This is a genomic window from Sporolactobacillus sp. CQH2019 (assembly GCF_028765345.1).
In the GTDB taxonomy this organism is placed as follows: domain Bacteria; phylum Bacillota; class Bacilli; order Bacillales; family Sporolactobacillaceae; genus Sporolactobacillus.
In genome coordinates this window covers 111,175-128,475 of record NZ_JARAJZ010000004.1, presented here as the reverse complement: position 1 = coordinate 128,475, position 17,301 = coordinate 111,175, and the positions used below count along the sequence as shown (strand labels likewise).

The window sequence follows — 17,301 nt, the reverse complement described above, 5'->3', positions numbered from 1 at the left end:
TCGCTTTCAGAAACTGGCTCCGGAGCCGTTTGTTCGGAATCGAAAAGTTGGCGGGGAGAAACGGACTTTTGAATAGAGCGATCGCAGGATCTGCTGATTCAGCGAGTCTATTTGCCATATCAATGGGACGGAAAAAGACCCGGAACTTAATAACAAAAATCTGAGAAGGAAGGGGAACGCGCGTGGATGTCAGAACAAAAACCGCAGCCGCAGCGGGGTCACATTTGGAAACGGGTGCCGATGTCATGATCCGGTCGATCCTCCGGGAAGGAACCGACGTCATCTTCGGCTATCCGGGCGGGGCCGTCCTGCCGATTTATGACGCGCTTTACAGACAGAAAGTCAGACATATCCTGGCCAGACACGAACAAGGGGCAATTCATGCGGCGGAAGGCTATGCCCGCGTTTCTGGAAAACCGGGCGTAGTCATCGCGACAAGCGGTCCGGGCGCGACCAATCTGGTAACCGGGCTGATGGATGCCTGTATCGATTCCTTGCCGCTCGTTGTTTTTACCGGACAGGTGTCGACCCAGGTTATCGGAACGGACGCCTTTCAGGAAGCAGATGTGATTGGAATGACCATTCCGGCGACCAAATACAGCTTTCAGATCGAAAATACAGATGATTTGCCAAGAATAGTCCGGGAAGCTTTTTATATCGCGACGACGGGGCGCCCGGGTCCCGTGCTCGTCGATCTGCCCAAGGATATTTGCGCGGCGGCAGTGAAACGGGAGCGGCCGGGTACGGACATGGATCTCCCGGGCTATCGATTCCTGAAGGAGCCGAATGTGGCGCAGGTCGAAAAACTGGCCCGTGCCGTTGAAACAGCTGAAAAACCCGTTCTTCTGACGGGAGCAGGCGTCATCCACGCGAAGGCGGCGGATCTGCTGCGCGCCTATGCAGTAAAGCATCATTTGCCTGTCGTCAGCACGCTGCTTGGACTCGGCAGTTTTCCGGCGTCCCATCCGCTTTTTCTCGGGATGGCCGGCATGCACGGAACGTATGCGGCCAATATGGCCCTTTCGGAATGCGACCTGCTCATCAACATCGGATCGCGTTTCGATGACCGCCTGACCGGAAATCCTGCCCGGTTTGCGCCGGGCGCAGCTGTCGCCCATGTGGATATCGATCCTTCGGAAATCGGGAAAAACGTCCGGACGGTGATTCCGGTTGCAGGAGACGCCCGGGCCGTACTTAAAAAATTGCTGCAGGCAACGGGCCCGTCCGGAGACAGGCACCGATGGCTGGAACATCTGAAGCAGTATGCCGGAGCGCACCCGCTGTCTTTCGGCACAGACGCGGATGACGGGGGGATGGCCCCTCAGAGCGTAATCCAACATGTTTTCCGCCATACCGGCGGCGATGCGATCGTGACGTCAGACGTCGGACAGCATCAGATGTGGACCGCTCAGTATTATTCTTTCGACCGGCCCAATCGCTGGGTGACATCGGGAGGGCTCGGCACGATGGGCTTCGGTTTCCCGGCGGCGATCGGCGCGCAGATTGCCGAACCGGAAAAAACAGTCGTATCGATTGTCGGCGACGGCGGTTTTCAGATGACGTTTCAGGAACTGGCCGTGGTTGCCGAGCTGAATCTGCCTGTCAAAATTGTTATTTTGAACAATCATGCGCTGGGCATGGTCAGGCAGTGGCAGGAGGCTTTTTATGACAAAAGGTACGCCCATTCCATTCCTTCCGTGCAGCCTGACTTTGTCCGCCTCGCGGAAAGTTACGGCATCCGCGGTGTCCGTGTGGCTGCGGAGGAGGATGCGCGCCGCGTGTTTCCCGAAGCCCTCCGGGATCCCTACCCCTGGGTGATCGATTGCCGGGTCAGGCAAATGGCCAATGTTTTCCCGATGGTCGCCCCGGGGAAAGGGCTTAATGAAATGATCGGGGTGTAAACAATGAACAGAACCGTTCACGCAAAGGTTTCTGCTGAAAAGGACGCTCTGTCCCGGGTCGCTGCCGTTTTTTCCAGATACAGACTGAATATCGGCAGCCTGACGTACCAGAGATCCGGAACGACGTCCGATATGAACATCGTGACGGATATTAAAAATGAACGGCAGGCCCGGCAGCTGATCGGCCAGCTGAACAAGCTGGTCGACGTGATTTCGGCAGCCGATATCTCGGAACCGTCTGCGAACAGGAAGCGCGGCGAAGAAGAAAATACGGCAACGGGAACAAATGGCAATGGCTGAACCGCCTATCGGTTTCGGGAAGGGCCTTCCGCAGCCTGGAAGAATGCATGAAAAAATCGGAAAAAACAAAGGGGAACTGCAAAATGACAGCCAATGTTTACTATGACAAAGATATCGATGAAAGCGTTCTGCGCGGCAAAAAGATAGCTGTTCTCGGCTACGGCTCGCAGGGCCATTCACAGGCACAGAATCTTCGCGACAGCGGATTCCAGGTGATAATCGGCGTCAGACCCGGCAAATCATGGGACAAAGCGGCCCGTGATGGATTTGATGTCAGATCGGTCAAGGAAGCAGCTGCAGAAGCGGATGTCGTTATGATGCTGCTGCCGGATGAGCGGCAGACACAGGTTTACTATCAGGAGGTTGAATCCGGACTGAAACCCGGCAATGCGCTCGGCTTTTCCCACGGTTTTAACATCCATTTCAGCCAGATCGTTCCGCCGGACTTCGTCGATGTCTTTTTAGTTGCACCCAAGGGTCCGGGCCACTTCTGCCGCCGGGAATATCTTAATGGCGGCGGCGTTCCGGCTTTTGTCGGCGTGGAGCAGGATGCGACCGGTCAGGCTGAAGCGCTTGTTTTCGCCTATGCTAAGGGCCTTGGAGCAGCCCGTGCCGGTGTTCTGAAAACCACGTTCAAGGAAGAGACAGAAACCGATCTGTTCGGCGAACAGGCGGTGCTGATGGGCGGGCTGACTCATTTGATCCAGGCCGGTTTTGAGACATTGGTCGAGGCAGGCTATCAGCCGGAAAATGCCTATTTTGAAACGTGTCACGAAATGAAGATGCTCACCGATCTGATCTATGAAAACGGCCTGACAGGCATGCGCTACTCCTGTTCCGATACGGCAAAATTCGGCGATTTCACAGTGGGTCCGTATATCATCGATAAAGATACGAAAGCCCGTATGAAAAAAGTGCTGGAGGATATACAATCCGGTAGATTTGCCCGCAACTGGCTGCTCGAAAACAAGGTTGGCAGGCCGATGTTCAATGCGCTCATGGAAAGAGAGAGCAATTCGGAACTGGAACGGGTCGGCAGAAAACTGCGCAGGCTCATGCCGTTTGTCAAAGAAGGCAAGCAGGACAGTGAAGACATCACTGAAAATGTTGCTCAATAATTGCTGGAATCTGAAAGAAATCAAAAAAAATAGCGGTTTCTGTCCGGATGGGCGGCCTGGCGGAAACACCGTATTTCCGCCTTCCCGTGCCCGCATTTTCTGATGAATGATCAGGCGGGGCGCAGTAAGAAGCGACGGCGGCCGGCTGTCCCACACCCACAGGCCGCATTGAAAAGCAAACTCAAAAGGAGTGTGAAGATTTTGGGGATTCCTTGCAACTAACCGACATATTCGAGGCAATGCGCTGTCTCGGCCCGTATGTCCATAAGACACCAATGGTCGAGTCGGCGACGTTCGACCGTTTAACGGGCGCACACCTGCACTTTAAACTGGAAAATTTCCAGCGGACCGGATCGTTCAAGCTGCGCGGGGCGCTGAACAAGATGCTCCATCTGCCGTTGCTGCCGCCGGGAGGGATTGTCGCCGCTTCGGCCGGCAATCATGCTCAGGGAGTCGCCCTCTCCGCGTCAAAAAAGGGGATCAGGGCCAAGATTTTTATGCCCGCTGCTACGCCGAAAGCGAAAGTACGGGCAACGGAGGCATACGGTGCGGACGTCGTCCTTGCCGGCGGCTCCTATCAGGAATCATACGAGGCGGCAGCAGCGGACTGTCAGGCCAGCGGCGCGGTATTGGTGCACGCCTTTGATGATTTTGAAATCATGGCCGGACAGGGAACGGTCGCTTTGGAAATGCTGCGGCAATGTCCGGATCTTCAGACGGTCCTGGTACCTGTCGGCGGCGGCGGTCTGGCGGCCGGCACGGCAACGTGTCTGAAAAACATCAGACCGGATATCCGGGTGATCGGCGTGCAGTCCGAACGGTGCCCTTCAGTATTCAATCTTTTTTATCATACCGGTCCCGTCAAATCGGAGCACGTGGGCGGCCTGGCGGAAGGCATCCTTGTGAAAGAAGCCGGCCGGAAAACTTTCCCGCTGATCGCCCGTTATCTCGATGATCTGGTGACCGTATCCGACAATGAGATCGCACAGGCCATGATCCTGATGCTGGAGCGGGGAAAACTGCTCGTCGAAGGAGCGGGAGCCGCTGCGTTTGCCGCGGCCCTGTCCGGCCGTTCCGCCATTCGCGGAAGGCATGTCGGCGTGATCGTCAGCGGCGGAAATGTCGATCTGGAGATGCTGCCCGAGGTCAAAAAAATGGCTGAGCGGTGCGAACGGGCCGGTTCGGCGGAGTAGCGCAGAGCGCGCGGACAGCGTTTCAGGCGGGATATCGGGGCAGAGGACGTCCATCTTAAAATTTTCGCGCGGGGAAAGCCGGACTCCCGCTGCTGCCGCGCTGCACGCTCCGTTTTTCGTAAAAGGCAAAGAAGGGGACGGTGCGATGATCATTAATGCAAACCATGTCAGCTGGCGGCGCCAAAATAAAGAGGTGCTGAAAGACGTGACCTGGCATGTGAGAAGAGGGGAACATTGGTCTCTGGTCGGACTGAACGGTTCAGGGAAGACGACACTGCTGAAAATGATTAACGGCTATATCTGGCCGTCGAGCGGAACGCTGTCGGTGCTCGATATGCCGTTCGGCAAGGGGGACCTGCGCGAGCTGCGCAAGAAAATCGGCTGGGTCAGTTCCGCGCTCGGAAACGAGCTGCGCCCGCATGAACTTCCGGAAGAAATTGTGCTGAGCGGTAAATTCGCTTCCATCGGGCTTTATGAAGCCGTTCATCCGCAAGACGTCCGCAAAGCGAAAGAATTGCTGGAGCTCATGCATTGTTCGCCGTTTGCTTCCAGGCCGTACGGCACGCTTTCTCAGGGGGAAAAGCAGCGTGTCCTGATCGCCCGTGCCATGATGGCATCTCCCGAGCTGCTGATTCTGGACGAACCGTGCAACGGGCTTGACATCTTTGCCCGGGAACGGCTGCTGACGCTGATTGAGGGATTTACCGAATCGGAAAACGCTCCGACAATGATTTTCATCACCCATCATGTCGGCGAAATCCTGCCATGCTTTTCCCATACTCTGCTGCTTAAAGAGGGCGCGGTCTATCAGTCCGGATTGACCGCCGACATCATGACGCCGGAAAACATGACCGCCTTTTACGGCGGCGGAGTCATTGTCGAACGGCACGGCGGCCGGCTTTCAATGGCCATCCGATCATGAGAAAGAAGAAAGATTCAATATTTTTATTATCATTGACAAAATTCTAAAAACGTGTATCATAAAATTCACAACCTTTTGAGTTTAAAAACAAAGCGGCCGGCATTTGCAACTGCCAGCCGTGCGATAAATCGATGAGGAGGAAAAAATCGCGGCGCGGTGCCTTTCAGAGAGCCGGAAGCGGGTGAAAATCCGGCGGCGCCCCCGATGATGCGCTCACCTCCGAGTGTCTGCCTGAAAAGGAATGAGTAGGGCGGACCGGGTGTTTCTGACACCTGTTAAGAAAAAGGCAGGTTCAGCGTGATCTGAATCTGCCGCCGAGTCGCTATTTCGCAAGGAATAGCGAAAGCCGGGTGGTACCGTGAAAAGAAGCCTTTTCGCCCCTGCAGTCGCTGCAGGGCGCGGAGAGGCTTCTTTTATTTTTTATAAAACAAGTGTGTCAACGAGTTCGGTAAAAAGAGAGACGGCCGGGATCTGTGATTGTGATGAAAATATGAGAAAGGAGTTTGCGAAAATGGAGAAGGTTGAAATTTACGATACGACACTTCGTGACGGAGAACAGTCGCCGGGATGCAGTCTGAACGATGATGAAAAAATGAGGATCGCCCTGCAATTGGAACGGCTCCGCGTGGATGTCATCGAAGCGGGTTTCCCCGCTTCTTCGCCGGATGATTTCAAGGCAGTGGCCGCCATTGCCGATGCGGTAAAGAGCAGTACGGTTACCGGGCTTGCAAGGTGTCTGAAGAGCGACATCGACGCCGCCTGGCGGGCATTGAAAAACACGGAAAATCCGCGCGTACACGTATTTATTGCAACATCGCCGATACACATGGCTGATAAACTGCACATGACACCGGCCGACGTTCTCGATTGCGCCGCTCAATCGGTCGGCTATGCCAAACGGTTCTTTCCGCAGGTCGAATTTTCGGCGGAAGACGCCACACGCAGTGATCCGGCTTTTTTAGCAAAAGTTGTGACGGCAGCGATTGACGCTGGAGCAACGGTCATCAATCTTCCCGATACGGTCGGCTATGATACACCTCGGGAGTATGCGGACATGTTCACCTATATTCGGGAATCCGTACCGAATGCCGACCACGTGCGTTTTTCCTGCCACTGCCACGACGACCTCGGGATGGCGACGGCGAATACGCTCGCTTCTCTTCAGGCCGGAGTCCGTCAGGTCGAATGTACGATGAACGGTGTCGGTGAACGGGCCGGCAACGTCGCTCTGGAAGAAATAGGCGTTGCGCTGCATGTCCGCCGGGATACGTACAAAACGTTCACCCGGCTGAAGCTGGATGAAATCAAGCGGACGAGCGATCTGGTCAGCAGACTGATGAACAGCCCGGTTCCGAAGAATAAAGCAGTTGTCGGAGCCAATGCCTTCGCCCATGAGGCGGGCATTCATCAGGACGGGGTGCTGAAGAACCGGGCAACCTATGAAATTATGTCGCCGTCGCTGATCGGGCTGGATACCGGCCGGCTGGTGCTCGGGAAACATTCCGGCCGTCACGCATTCAGAATGAGGGCGGCAGACCTGGGCGTGCAGCTGTCGGAGGAGCAGGTCGATCAATCTTTTAAAGCGTTCAAGAAGATGGCGGATGAAAAGAAGGAAATCAGCGACAAAGATCTTCTGTCATTGTTCGCACATGCGGGGAAAACGAAGATCACCCATTGAAAACGAAAGGAACGGGGGAATGGAAATGACAAGGACGATTACGGTGCTTCCCGGCGACGGGATCGGCCCGGAAGTGACGGGATCCGCTGTCCGTGTGTTGAAAGACGTTTTTGAAAAAAAAGGGTGCAATGTGCGGTTTGTCGAAAAACGCATCGGAGGGGCCGCTATTGATGCGGACGGCACGCCGCTTCCTCAGGATACAGTTGACCAGTGTGCGGCGAGCGACGCAGTTTTATTCGGGGCGGTCGGCGGTCCGAAGTGGGATCAGCAGTCAATGCGGGTCCGTCCCGAACAAGGGCTGCTCGGCCTCCGCAAGACGCTCGGCCTTTTCGCCAATCTGCGTCCGGTCAGAACGTTTGCACCGCTGCTCGGCAACTCGCCGCTGAAAAGAGACTATGTGGAACATGTCGATTTCGTAATCGTCCGCGAGCTGACGGGCGGCCTTTACTTCGGCACACCGAGCGAGCGGCGCGGCGAGCAGGTCGTCGATACACTGGCTTACAGTGTCGGCGAAATTGAACGCGTCGTCGAAAAAGCTTTCCGGCTGGCCGAAGGAAGAAAAAAGAAACTGACTTCCGTCGACAAAGCCAATGTGCTGGAGTCAAGCCGCGTCTGGCGGGAAGTCGTGAACGAATTGTCCGGCCGCCATCCGGATGTTGCGGTCAGCCACTTGCTGGTCGATTCGGCGGCGATGCAGCTGATCGTCAATCCCGGCCAATTTGACGTGATCGTCACAGAGAATATGTTCGGCGACATATTGAGCGACGAGGCCTCCGTCATTAGCGGATCGCTCGGCATGCTGCCGTCGGCAAGCCTGCGGGCGGATAAAATCGGCCTGTATGAACCGGTGCACGGATCGGCTCCGGACATAGCCGGACAAGGAAAGGCCAACCCGCTTGCGGCGATCCTGTCCGCCGCGTTTCTGCTCCGCTATTCGCTCGATATGGACCGTGAAGCGGCACTTGTCGAAAGGGCGGTTTTAAAAGTTCTCGAACGCGGCTTCCGCACGGCGGATCTGAAAACCGGCGGGGAACAGATAATCCCGGTCAATACTGCGGAAATGACCGATCAGGTTATCGCCGCGCTGAATGAAACTTTTTGAGCGATGAAAAAAGCATGCAAGTTAAAGGGCATGCCTGTTTGATCCGTGTACGCAGCCGGTCCGCGGCCCGGCTGTCATGAACTCCCCTGAAAAGTGATATGTTCCGGGATGGCAATCAATTGCGGAAAGACGATTTTTCTGAAAGATGAAGAATTTCGAAAGACCCGATCATTCGATCATGCATCTGCTGCGTGTACCGGCGAACCGCAGGGGCCCCGGTCTGATGAGATAGTCGGTTAAAGCTTCAGGAAAGGAAGGAATGGAATGAAACCACGGACAATAATCGAAAAAATATGGGAAAATCACCTGATTCACCGTGAGGAAGGAAAGCCCGACCTGCTCTATATCGATCTCCACCTTGTTCACGAAGTGACTTCCCCTCAGGCGTTTGAGGGGCTGCACCTGAATCGGCGGCAAGTCAGGCGGCCGGACCGGACGTTCGCGACTGTCGATCATAATGTGCCGACGACGGAAAACCGCGAGACGAAGGATCCGGTTTCCAAAATTCAGATTGCCGCATTGGAAAAAAACTGTGCGGACTTCGGTATTGAGCTGGCGGACGTTTATCGCCCGAACCAGGGAATTGTCCACGTCATCGGCCCCGAACTCGGCCTGACTCAGCCTGGGAAAACGATCGTCTGCGGCGACAGCCACACATCGACTCACGGAGCGTTCGGGGCGATCGCTTTCGGCATCGGTACGAGCGAGGTGGAGCACGTGCTGGCAACTCAGACGCTGTGGCAGAAACGGCCGAAAACCATGCAGATCCGGGTGAACGGCAGACTCGGCACGGGAGTGGCCGCGAAAGACCTGATCCTGGCTATTATCGCGAAATACGGTATTTCGGTCGGCACAGGCTGCATCGCCGAATATACGGGCGAAGCTGTTCGCAATCTGTCGATGGAAGAACGGATGACTGTCTGCAACATGTCGATCGAGGCAGGAGCCAGGGCCGGTCTGATCAGTCCGGATCAAACGACGGTCGAATACATCCGCGGCCGACGATTCGCGCCGAAAGGCGAGGCGTTCGAACGGGCAGCGGAAGAATGGCTGGCGTTGGCGACTGACGAAGGGGCGGTTTATGACCGGACGATTGAGATCGATGCGGCTGAAATTGAACCGCAGGTAACCTGGGGTACGAATCCGTCCATGGGATCGTCGATTAAAGACACAATTCCGGATCCCGGCTCTTTCGGTTCCGAGGAGAAAAGGAAGGCCGCCGAAAAAGCTCTCGCCTATATGGGTCTGCAACCCGGAACCCCGATAGCCGCAATTCCGATTGATGTCGTCTTTATCGGATCGTGTACCAATTCGCGGCTGAGCGATCTTCGCCAGGCGGCGGAAATCGTTCGCGGCAGGCATGTCCATCAGGACGTCCGTGCGCTGGTTGTTCCCGGATCGCAGCAGATCCGGCGCCAGGCGGAGCAGGAAGGGCTGGACAAAGTCTTCACAGATGCGGGCTTTGAATGGCGCCAGTCCGGCTGCAGCATGTGTCTCGGGATGAACGACGATATTGTTCCGGCGGGAAAACGCTGTGCGTCAACGTCCAACCGCAATTTTGAAGGACGCCAGGGGGCCGGTTCGCGGACACACCTTGTCAGCCCGGCGATGGCCGCGGCTGCAGCGATCAGCGGCCATTTCGTTGACGTCAGAGAAATTGAGAAAGTGCACTGATTGAGGAGGTAAATTCATGGAACCATTTCGAACTTTTACAGGGCTTGTCTGCCCGATGGACCGGGCAAATGTGGATACCGATCAGATTATTCCCAAACAATTTCTGAAGCGGATCGAACGGAAAGGATTCGGCGAATGTCTTTTCTTTAATTGGCGCTTTAACAAGGACGGCGGCAGAAATCCGGATTTTGTATTGAATCAGCCCAAATATGCAGGAGCTTCTATTCTTGTCGCCGGCAATAACTTCGGCTGCGGATCTTCACGGGAACATGCGCCCTGGGCCCTGCGGGATTATGGCTTCAAGGTGATCATTGCCCCCGGTTTTGCCGACATTTTTTATAATAACTGCCAGAAAAACGGGCTTCTCGCCATACGGCTGGACAAGGAAAAAACGGATGTGCTGATCGCCTATGCCGTGAAAACGTCCCTCCATCTAACCGTTAATCTGCAGGAACAGCTGATCTCGGGGGACGGGTTCAGCTACACGTTCGCTATCGATCCTTATCAGAAAGAGATGCTTGTTAAAGGCCTTGATGAAATTGCCGTGACGATGGGGTACGAAGATGAAATTGCCGCATACGAACGGAAACACGCAATGTACGCTTGAAAAGCGGCCGTTCCGGGTAGGCCGCGCTGCCGCGGCAGCCGAGAAATGCCTGATTGAGCCGCATCATGATTTTGCCGGCCGGATCGGTAAAGATAAGCCGGCTTGAATCAAACACCTCCCGGGCAGGAAACCTGCCGGGAGGTGTTTATGTGTTTCAGCATTATGTTGCCGGCTGTTCCGGCACCGCCGCTTTTCATTCAATCGGTGTTGCGCTGCTGCGGATGAAGGCCGGTCTGCGCTCATTGTAAATGATCCAGCCTCTTCAGCAATTGGTGATAACGATTCAGTGTCTCCCTGTCCTCCACTTTCCGGCCGGATTGATAAAAGGACACGGCTCCCGTTCCGCCGCCGATCTGATGACGTTCTTCCAGAATCCGTTTCAGGTTCTTCGCCGTTCCCACGCTGCCGTCAATAATGTCTGTTTTTTCAGGAAACAATTTTTGAATGCTGTCCTTGAAGAACGGAAAATGGGTGCATCCCAGAACCACGGTGCCGTATTGATTCCGGTCAAACGGTTTCAGCTGTTCTTTTAAGTAAGGCACAACCTGATCTTCCTGAAAATGAAAGGCCTCGGCCAGGGTGACAAGCCCCGGAAGCGGGAGGCCGTCGACAATATCGTGCTTGTCGACGCGCTCGACCAATTGGTGAAATTTCTCTTCCTTAAGTGTCAGCCTTGTTGCCAGCACCAGCACTTTCTTATTCTCTTTCTCACTTTCCAGAACGGCCGGTTTTACCGCGGGCTCAACGCCGAGGACCGGGAAGGGACAATATTCGCGCAGATCTTCAATCGCTGCGCTGGTCGCCGTATTGCATGCGATCACCAAGGCCTTTAAGTCATGAGCCATCAGGAAATCCGCCGCCTGGAAAATATATTTTTTGAGTTCGTCTTTAGATTTTTCTCCGTAAGGTAAATGCGCCGTATCCGCATAGTAAATATAGTCTTCATTCGGCAATAATTTGATGATCCGGTACAATACGCTCATTCCGCCGATACCAGAATCAAAAACGGCTATTTTCATCGAATTCACTTTCTTTTGTTTAATTTTGTCGTTCAATCGGTTTCAGTATAGCATCTTTTCGCGTCCATATCATAAGTCTGATTATCTATAACGTCTTTTTCGCTTTTTTCCGGACCGGCAATTTGCCGATGACAATGCCATAAATTGGATAACGGCCAATTTTCGCAGAAGCCTTTTATAGAAATCAAGCGGGACAGGCTCTTGAAGGGAACCGTTCAAAACATAGGATTTATAAAAATTCACATACCGCTCTTGGAATGAGAATGCCGGTGCAATCCAGATGGAAAATGCTGTAAGTCGACTTCCATAAGAATAAGTGAAAGTGTGATAAACAATCCTCCGAAAAATAAATGGGCTGTTAAATGATCATAACCAAAAATGATCGAAAAAATGCTGCCAAAAACGCCTTCAAGCATCATAATCAGTCCGGCAGATGTTGCGGTAGTATGTTTCTGTGCCAAAATCTGCAAGGTTTGACCGACAAATGAACAAATGACGCCTACATAAATCAAAGGCCAGAGCGCAACGGACCAATTGACGGCTGCGAACTGTCCGACCCCTCCCGGCAGAAAAAAAACGAATCCACCTGCTGCCTGGACGGCCGCCAGCATAAAAGCGATCACGCTGACATCCGCTATTTTTGCTCCGTAACCCAGATACACGATGGAGCCTGCGTAAAACAGCGCGCAGATCAAAGAGTATACATCGCCGAGATTGAAAGTGAACGCCCGATTCAATACTCCGGTCAGTACGGCCATGCCGAGCAGGCAGAAAAGCAGAGAAATCACGCTTTTAACCGGAATTTTTTTATGAAAGACGATCCAGGCTATGATCGGGATCATCACCACATAGGTTGAGGAAATAAAAGCATTATCCGACGGAGTCGTATACAGGAGGCCGATGGTCTGCGTCATATATCCGCCAAAATTGAGCAGCCCGGCAATCAGCCCGATTTTGAATTCCAGGCGGGTCATTTTTAAAATGTTTCTGTGAAAGAGCATAAATGCCAGCACAACAAAAATAACGCCGCGGAAAAAATTGATGAATCCTGAAGACGCATGGGCATCGAGTACTATTTTTATAGCGACAAATCCGGAGCCCCAAAAGACAGAAGCTAACAATAGCAGCCCGTTTGCCATTGATTTCGTCATTCCGTGCAGCCCCCCCTTGCTATTATCATAAAAAATCCCGGCTTTGAAAAGAGACAGGATAAGTTTTCCCCTGTTTTGTTTTTACCGGCGGCGAGGCGATATGAGGAATGAAATTCCCTTTCCGGCAGCGACCGATAAACTCCTGGTCCCGACCGATAAACCCAGTGTAACGATCGAAAAATCGCCTGTGCCGACCGATACAGAGCCAAGGCAGACCGAAAAACTGCCTGGCGCGACCGAAACCATAGTTTCCGGCCGATAATCGTCTGTCGCCGCCCGCAAAATAGCAGCTCACGTTCGATCGACTCGCGGCCGTGATCGAAAAACCGAGCGCGACCGAAAAACTGCCTGGCGCGACCGAAACCATAGTTTCCGGCCGATAATCGTCTGTCGCCGCCCGCAAAATAGCAGCTCACGTTCGATTAACTCGCGGCCGTGATCGAAAAACCGAGCGCGACCGATAAACGCAGTGCAACGACCGAAAAATCGTCTGTGCCGACCGATACAGAGCCAAGACAGACCGAAAAACTGCCTGGCGCGACCGAAACCATAGTCACCGGCCGATAATCGTCTGCCGCCGCCCGCAAAATAGCAGCTCACGTTCGATCAACTCGCGGCCGTGATCGAAAAACCGAGCGCGACCGATAAACTCCTGGTCCCGACCGATAAACGCAGTGTAACGACCGAAAAATCGTCTGTGCCGACCGATACAGAGCCAAGGCAGACCGAAAAACTGCCTGGCGCGACCGAAACCATAGTTTCCGGTCCGTTTACTGCCGATTCTTTGGCTGTTCCTGTCGGTTCTCCCGCACGTTATTGGCGATATTTCGCGCTTTACTGATGGTAAGGCAGCGTTTTCCGGTGGTTTTTGCAGCGATTTACAGGAATACGCGGCCGGCCGAAGAAGAGATCAGTCGTTTCCGCCATTTAACGTCGGTCCGGCAGGGTATTTTCCTTTTCAGCAGAATCAATCGCTGCTCGCATGAACATTCAAAGGAATAGACTGCCGCTCGTATAAGCAGATCGCTTTTCGGAAAAACAGAAAACGTTTTCACACCGCAGTCCGGCTGGCCACATAAATTGGAAGAACAGCATTTTATCTTTAATATTAGATAGAGTGAAAGTTATTGACATCGTTTATCAATGTACTATACGGATTTCATAAAATCAACCGGCCGGGCGATGACATAGAAACAAAGAGTCTTCTGTCCGAAGCATGCGCTGTCCGTCATGGCGCAGAAGCCGCTGCGCTCCGTGTATGTTTCGGAGGAGGGCGAACGGAAATGCAAAAACGGAACGAGATGAATGGCAAAGAAGAGAAACACAGGGAGGGTTCCTGTTTAGACAAGCCGCGCCGGCCGGCCGTTCCCTTTTTTGCATAAAAAAGCTATAATGGGTCACAGAGCCCTCCGGAAAGGCCTCGGATACGGTGGCTGAACGGAGAAAAATAACAGGGGCGTGGTCGTCGTGACCCAACAGTTTGAGAGGCTGGATGAAGAGAAAGTTTTCAAGGATCCGGTGCATCGCTATATTCATGTCCGCGACCGGCTGATCTGGGATCTGATCGGCACTGCGGAATTTCAGAGGCTGAGGCGCATCCGCCAGCTGGGGACGACATTTCTGACTTTTCACGGGGCGGAACACAGCCGTTTCGGCCATTCGCTCGGCGTCTACGAGATTACACGCCAGATGATTCATATTTTTAAAAACAGAAATGACTGGGACGACTCAGAGACGCTGCTCTCAATGTGCGCGGCGCTGCTGCACGATGTCGGGCACGGGCCGTTCTCGCATTCTTTTGAAAAGGTGTTCGGCACCGATCACGAACAGTATACACAGGCGATCATTCTCGGCGATACGGAGATTCACCGCCTTTTGGAACAGGTTGACGGCGATTTTCCACAAAAAGTTGCAGATGTGATTGGGAAAACGTACAAGAACCGGCTGGTCGTCAGCCTGATTTCCAGCCAGATTGACGCAGATCGGATGGATTATCTGCTGCGTGACGCCTATTTCACGGGCGTCAGCTACGGCCATTTCGATATGGAACGGATCTGGCGTGTGATGAGGCCCCGTAATGATCAGATCGTTTTCAAGCTTTCGGGCATGCACGCGGTGGAAGACTACATCATGAGCCGTTATCAAATGTACTGGCAGGTTTATTTTCATCCGGTGACACGAAGCGCCGAAGTTATTTTGACCAAAATCCTTCACCGGGCCAAAATGCTGTATCGTTCCGGATTCAGATTCAAGTATCGGCCGGTTCCGCTGCAGACGCTTTTTGAGGGCAGGATGACGCTTCAGGATTATTTAAGGCTGGACGAATCAGTGATCATGTACTTCTTTCAGGTCTGGCAGGAGGAGGACGATCCGATTCTCAGCGACCTGTGCCGCCGCTTCATAAACCGCCGCCTCTTTAAATACGTCCAGATCTCAAAAGATCAGCTGAATGTTGACGATAAATTAAAAGAAGCATTCATCGAGGCGGGAATCGATCCGGAGTATTATCTTGAGGTCGATTCTTCTTCGGATTGCCCATATGATTTTTATCGTCCGGGTGAAGAGGAAGAACGTCAGCCGATTCAGCTGCTGATGCCGGACGGCAAGCTGCATGAATTATCGCAGGAATCGGATGTCGTAGGCGCGATTACGGGAAAAAGGCGTACCGATCATAAATTGTATTATCCGAAGGACAGGGTGCTCGACCTGCCGAATCACTCAAAAGCAAAAAAAGAAATATGCGAACTCTTGCATATATGAAAAAGTACGGTGCACTGTCCGCAGATGCGGCAGCTCCAGCAAGGCAGGAGATGTTCGCCGCACAGAGCATGATGATTCCGAAGCAGTTCACAGGATGTACTTTCACGGAACGCGGTGACTTTTGCGTGATGCACAGGGCGTACGGACAGAAGCTGTGTACGTTCCTGACCGAAAATTCTTTTTTCGTTGGAAGATCCTCAAACCATCTGTTCACCGCCGTCTCAGATTCAAAGTTATGGACCATCCGCAATAAAGCAGAGCGCTTCATTGAGCGGCAATGCAGCCATTTTCTCGGGAGACTGTGACAACAGAGGCAGAAAAAGCCGATTTCCATGTGCTCACAGAAACACACGGCCGGACAGTCAACAGAAAAGAGCGGCCAATCATCAGTAAATGGCCACGAATCAGCAGTTCATCGCAAGGAGGCGTCAGTAACGCCTGAAGAATCGACAGTAAACGGCCTGGAACCAATAAGTGCGAATAGCCAGAAACCGATTCGCTTTTTGGCAACGCCGAAACCTGTCTACGATAGCGGCCAAGCCATGCCGGCCGCAGTTTGAAAATGGCTGACTTGTTTTTGCCGCTGCGGCCGGACAATACAGATAAAATCAATATTAATCGGGGGGAATTTGCGAAAATGCTGGAGGATCATGCTAAAATTGCGGCTTTGATCGATCAGGCAGGCGAGATCGCCGGCAGAAAGAAGCTGCAGAAAATGGTATACATACTGCAAAAGATAGGTTTTCCGTTTCATGAAACCTATCGCTTTCTTTTCTATGGGCCTTATTCCGAAGAACTGACGATGCAGCTGGAAGAATTGTGCGATTTCGGTTTCCTTTTAGAAAAACAGAAGGAGACAGGCGGCAAACGCCGCTATTGCTATCGGCTGACCGAAGAAGGCAGAACTTTTCTGGCGCACGCGGAAAATCAGCTTCCGTCTGTTAAAAGTGCAGTGGAAAAGCTTAATGCCGAGACGGCTGCCTTTCTCGAACTCGTATCCATTCTGCTTTATTTCGATCGGCTGCCCCGCGAGTCGGCCGTTGAAAAGGCACAGGCAATCGGGAAACATTTTAATCAAACCGATGTGCGGCGGGCATATACTTTTATAGCTGCGCTCTACGCAAATAAACCGTTCGGGCCGTCCGCCCGGATCAGGGGGAATAAAAATGTTTACATTCAGGGTGGATGACGAAATTCAGCTTAAACTGTTAGAACAGCCTGACGCGTTCCCGCTGTTTGTTCTGATCGACAGACAGCGCGACTATCTGCGGGAATTTCTCCCCTGGGTGGATCGTGTCACATCGGCGGAAAATTATTTTGCATCGATTGCCGGCTGGACGGAACAGTTTCGCCAGGGACTGGGATTTCAGGCCGGAATTCTTTATCGCGGCGAACTGTGCGGGATGATCGGCTTTCATCCGTACGACTTACAAAACCGGAGAACGAGCATCGGTTACTGGCTCTCCGGAGACAGGCAGGGAAAGGGCATCATGACACGGTGCTGCCGGGCGGTTATTGACGATGCCTTTGAAACGACAGCTGTAAACCGGATCGAGATCGGGGCGGCCACCCAGAATGCAAAAAGCCGGGCAATTCCCGAACGGCTCGGTTTCGCACATGAAGGCACAATCCGCGATGCCGAATGGATCTATGATCATTTTGTCAATCACGAAATATACAGCCTTCTGAGATCGGAATGGCGGAAGGCCCGCCTGAAAAAAGCGAACCCATAAAAAGCACGTTCCCTGCCGCGATAGCTGGGAACGATACTTGAAGTTTTCTGCAAGCAGGCGGCAGCCGTCCGGCCCGGATGCAGAACAGCCGCGTTAAGCAAACATTTGTTTAAGTTTCTCCGCGCGCTTCGGGGGACGGAGCG

16 protein-coding genes and 1 pseudogene are annotated in these 17,301 nt (G+C 53.2%); 12 read left to right on the top strand and 5 right to left on the bottom strand.

Translation table 11 applies throughout. The features are described from left to right. Window positions 1-182 precede the first annotated feature (182 nt). From ilvB to leuD, 9 genes and pseudogenes are all read left to right on the top strand, one after another. Entirely contained in the window at window positions 183-1,901 is a 1,719-nt protein-coding gene (gene ilvB / locus OYT88_RS07075) for a biosynthetic-type acetolactate synthase large subunit (protein ID WP_274398909.1), read from the top strand. A gap of 3 nt (window positions 1,902-1,904) precedes the next feature. Next, a complete protein-coding gene (locus tag OYT88_RS07070; RefSeq protein ID WP_274398908.1) occupies window positions 1,905-2,201 on the top strand; it encodes an ACT domain-containing protein in 297 nt (98 codons plus the stop codon). A gap of 83 nt (window positions 2,202-2,284) precedes the next feature. Beyond that, the gene (ilvC, locus tag OYT88_RS07065; protein WP_274398907.1) at window positions 2,285-3,319 is read left to right on the top strand and encodes a ketol-acid reductoisomerase; all 1,035 of its coding nucleotides are present in this window, start codon (window positions 2,285-2,287) and stop codon (window positions 3,317-3,319) included. Window positions 3,320-3,558: 239 nt separating this feature from the next. Beyond that, window positions 3,559-4,512, top strand: a complete 954-nt coding sequence (locus tag OYT88_RS07060; RefSeq protein ID WP_274399196.1) for a threonine ammonia-lyase — start codon at window positions 3,559-3,561, stop codon at window positions 4,510-4,512. Between the two features lie 145 nt (window positions 4,513-4,657). Continuing rightward, the gene (locus OYT88_RS07055; protein WP_274398905.1) at window positions 4,658-5,434 is read left to right on the top strand and encodes an ABC transporter ATP-binding protein; all 777 of its coding nucleotides are present in this window, start codon (window positions 4,658-4,660) and stop codon (window positions 5,432-5,434) included. 511 nt (window positions 5,435-5,945) lie between these two features. Beyond that, window positions 5,946-7,076, top strand: a pseudogene (locus OYT88_RS07050) (2-isopropylmalate synthase); the annotation flags it as partial. A 61-nt stretch (window positions 7,077-7,137) separates the two neighbouring features. Continuing rightward, complete coding sequence (gene leuB / locus OYT88_RS07045; protein WP_274398903.1) at window positions 7,138-8,214, top strand: 3-isopropylmalate dehydrogenase; 1,077 nt, start codon at window positions 7,138-7,140, stop codon at window positions 8,212-8,214. Between the two features lie 264 nt (window positions 8,215-8,478). Further along, window positions 8,479-9,888 (top strand): 3-isopropylmalate dehydratase large subunit, encoded by a 1,410-nt coding sequence (gene leuC / locus OYT88_RS07040; protein WP_274398900.1) that lies wholly within the window; start codon window positions 8,479-8,481, stop codon window positions 9,886-9,888. Between the two features lie 16 nt (window positions 9,889-9,904). Next, window positions 9,905-10,495, top strand: a complete 591-nt coding sequence (gene leuD / locus OYT88_RS07035; protein ID WP_274398898.1) for a 3-isopropylmalate dehydratase small subunit — start codon at window positions 9,905-9,907, stop codon at window positions 10,493-10,495. 239 nt (window positions 10,496-10,734) lie between these two features. Here leuD and murI read toward each other — a convergent pair whose 3' ends face one another. From murI to OYT88_RS07010, 5 genes are all read right to left on the bottom strand, one after another. Next, the gene (gene murI / locus OYT88_RS07030) at window positions 10,735-11,514 is read right to left on the bottom strand and encodes a glutamate racemase (protein ID WP_274398897.1); all 780 of its coding nucleotides are present in this window, start codon (window positions 11,512-11,514) and stop codon (window positions 10,735-10,737) included. Window positions 11,515-11,753: 239 nt separating this feature from the next. Continuing rightward, window positions 11,754-12,665: a DMT family transporter gene (locus tag OYT88_RS07025; RefSeq protein ID WP_274398895.1), complete on the bottom strand. Its 912-nt coding sequence runs from the start codon at window positions 12,663-12,665 to the stop codon at window positions 11,754-11,756. An 81-nt stretch (window positions 12,666-12,746) separates the two neighbouring features. Further along, window positions 12,747-12,947, bottom strand: a complete 201-nt coding sequence (locus OYT88_RS07020) for a hypothetical protein (RefSeq protein WP_274398894.1) — start codon at window positions 12,945-12,947, stop codon at window positions 12,747-12,749. Window positions 12,948-13,087: 140 nt separating this feature from the next. Next, the gene (locus OYT88_RS07015) at window positions 13,088-13,252 is read right to left on the bottom strand and encodes a hypothetical protein (RefSeq protein WP_274398892.1); all 165 of its coding nucleotides are present in this window, start codon (window positions 13,250-13,252) and stop codon (window positions 13,088-13,090) included. A gap of 19 nt (window positions 13,253-13,271) precedes the next feature. Beyond that, a complete protein-coding gene (locus OYT88_RS07010) occupies window positions 13,272-13,421 on the bottom strand; it encodes a hypothetical protein (RefSeq protein ID WP_274398891.1) in 150 nt (49 codons plus the stop codon). Between the two features lie 711 nt (window positions 13,422-14,132). Between OYT88_RS07010 and OYT88_RS07005 the strand changes: the two genes are divergently transcribed. The 3 genes from OYT88_RS07005 (at window position 14,133) to OYT88_RS06995 (ending at window position 17,158) form a co-directional block, all read left to right on the top strand. Then, entirely contained in the window at window positions 14,133-15,425 is a 1,293-nt protein-coding gene (locus OYT88_RS07005) for an HD domain-containing protein (RefSeq protein WP_274398889.1), read from the top strand. A gap of 637 nt (window positions 15,426-16,062) precedes the next feature. Continuing rightward, on the top strand, window positions 16,063-16,614 hold the full coding sequence (locus OYT88_RS07000; protein WP_274398888.1) for a YwgA family protein: 552 nt from the start codon (window positions 16,063-16,065) through the stop codon (window positions 16,612-16,614). Further along, window positions 16,592-17,158, top strand: a complete 567-nt coding sequence (locus OYT88_RS06995; RefSeq protein WP_274398887.1) for a GNAT family N-acetyltransferase — start codon at window positions 16,592-16,594, stop codon at window positions 17,156-17,158. Before OYT88_RS07000 ends, OYT88_RS06995 begins: the two co-directional genes overlap by 23 nt. The last annotated feature ends 143 nt before the right edge of the window (window positions 17,159-17,301 follow it).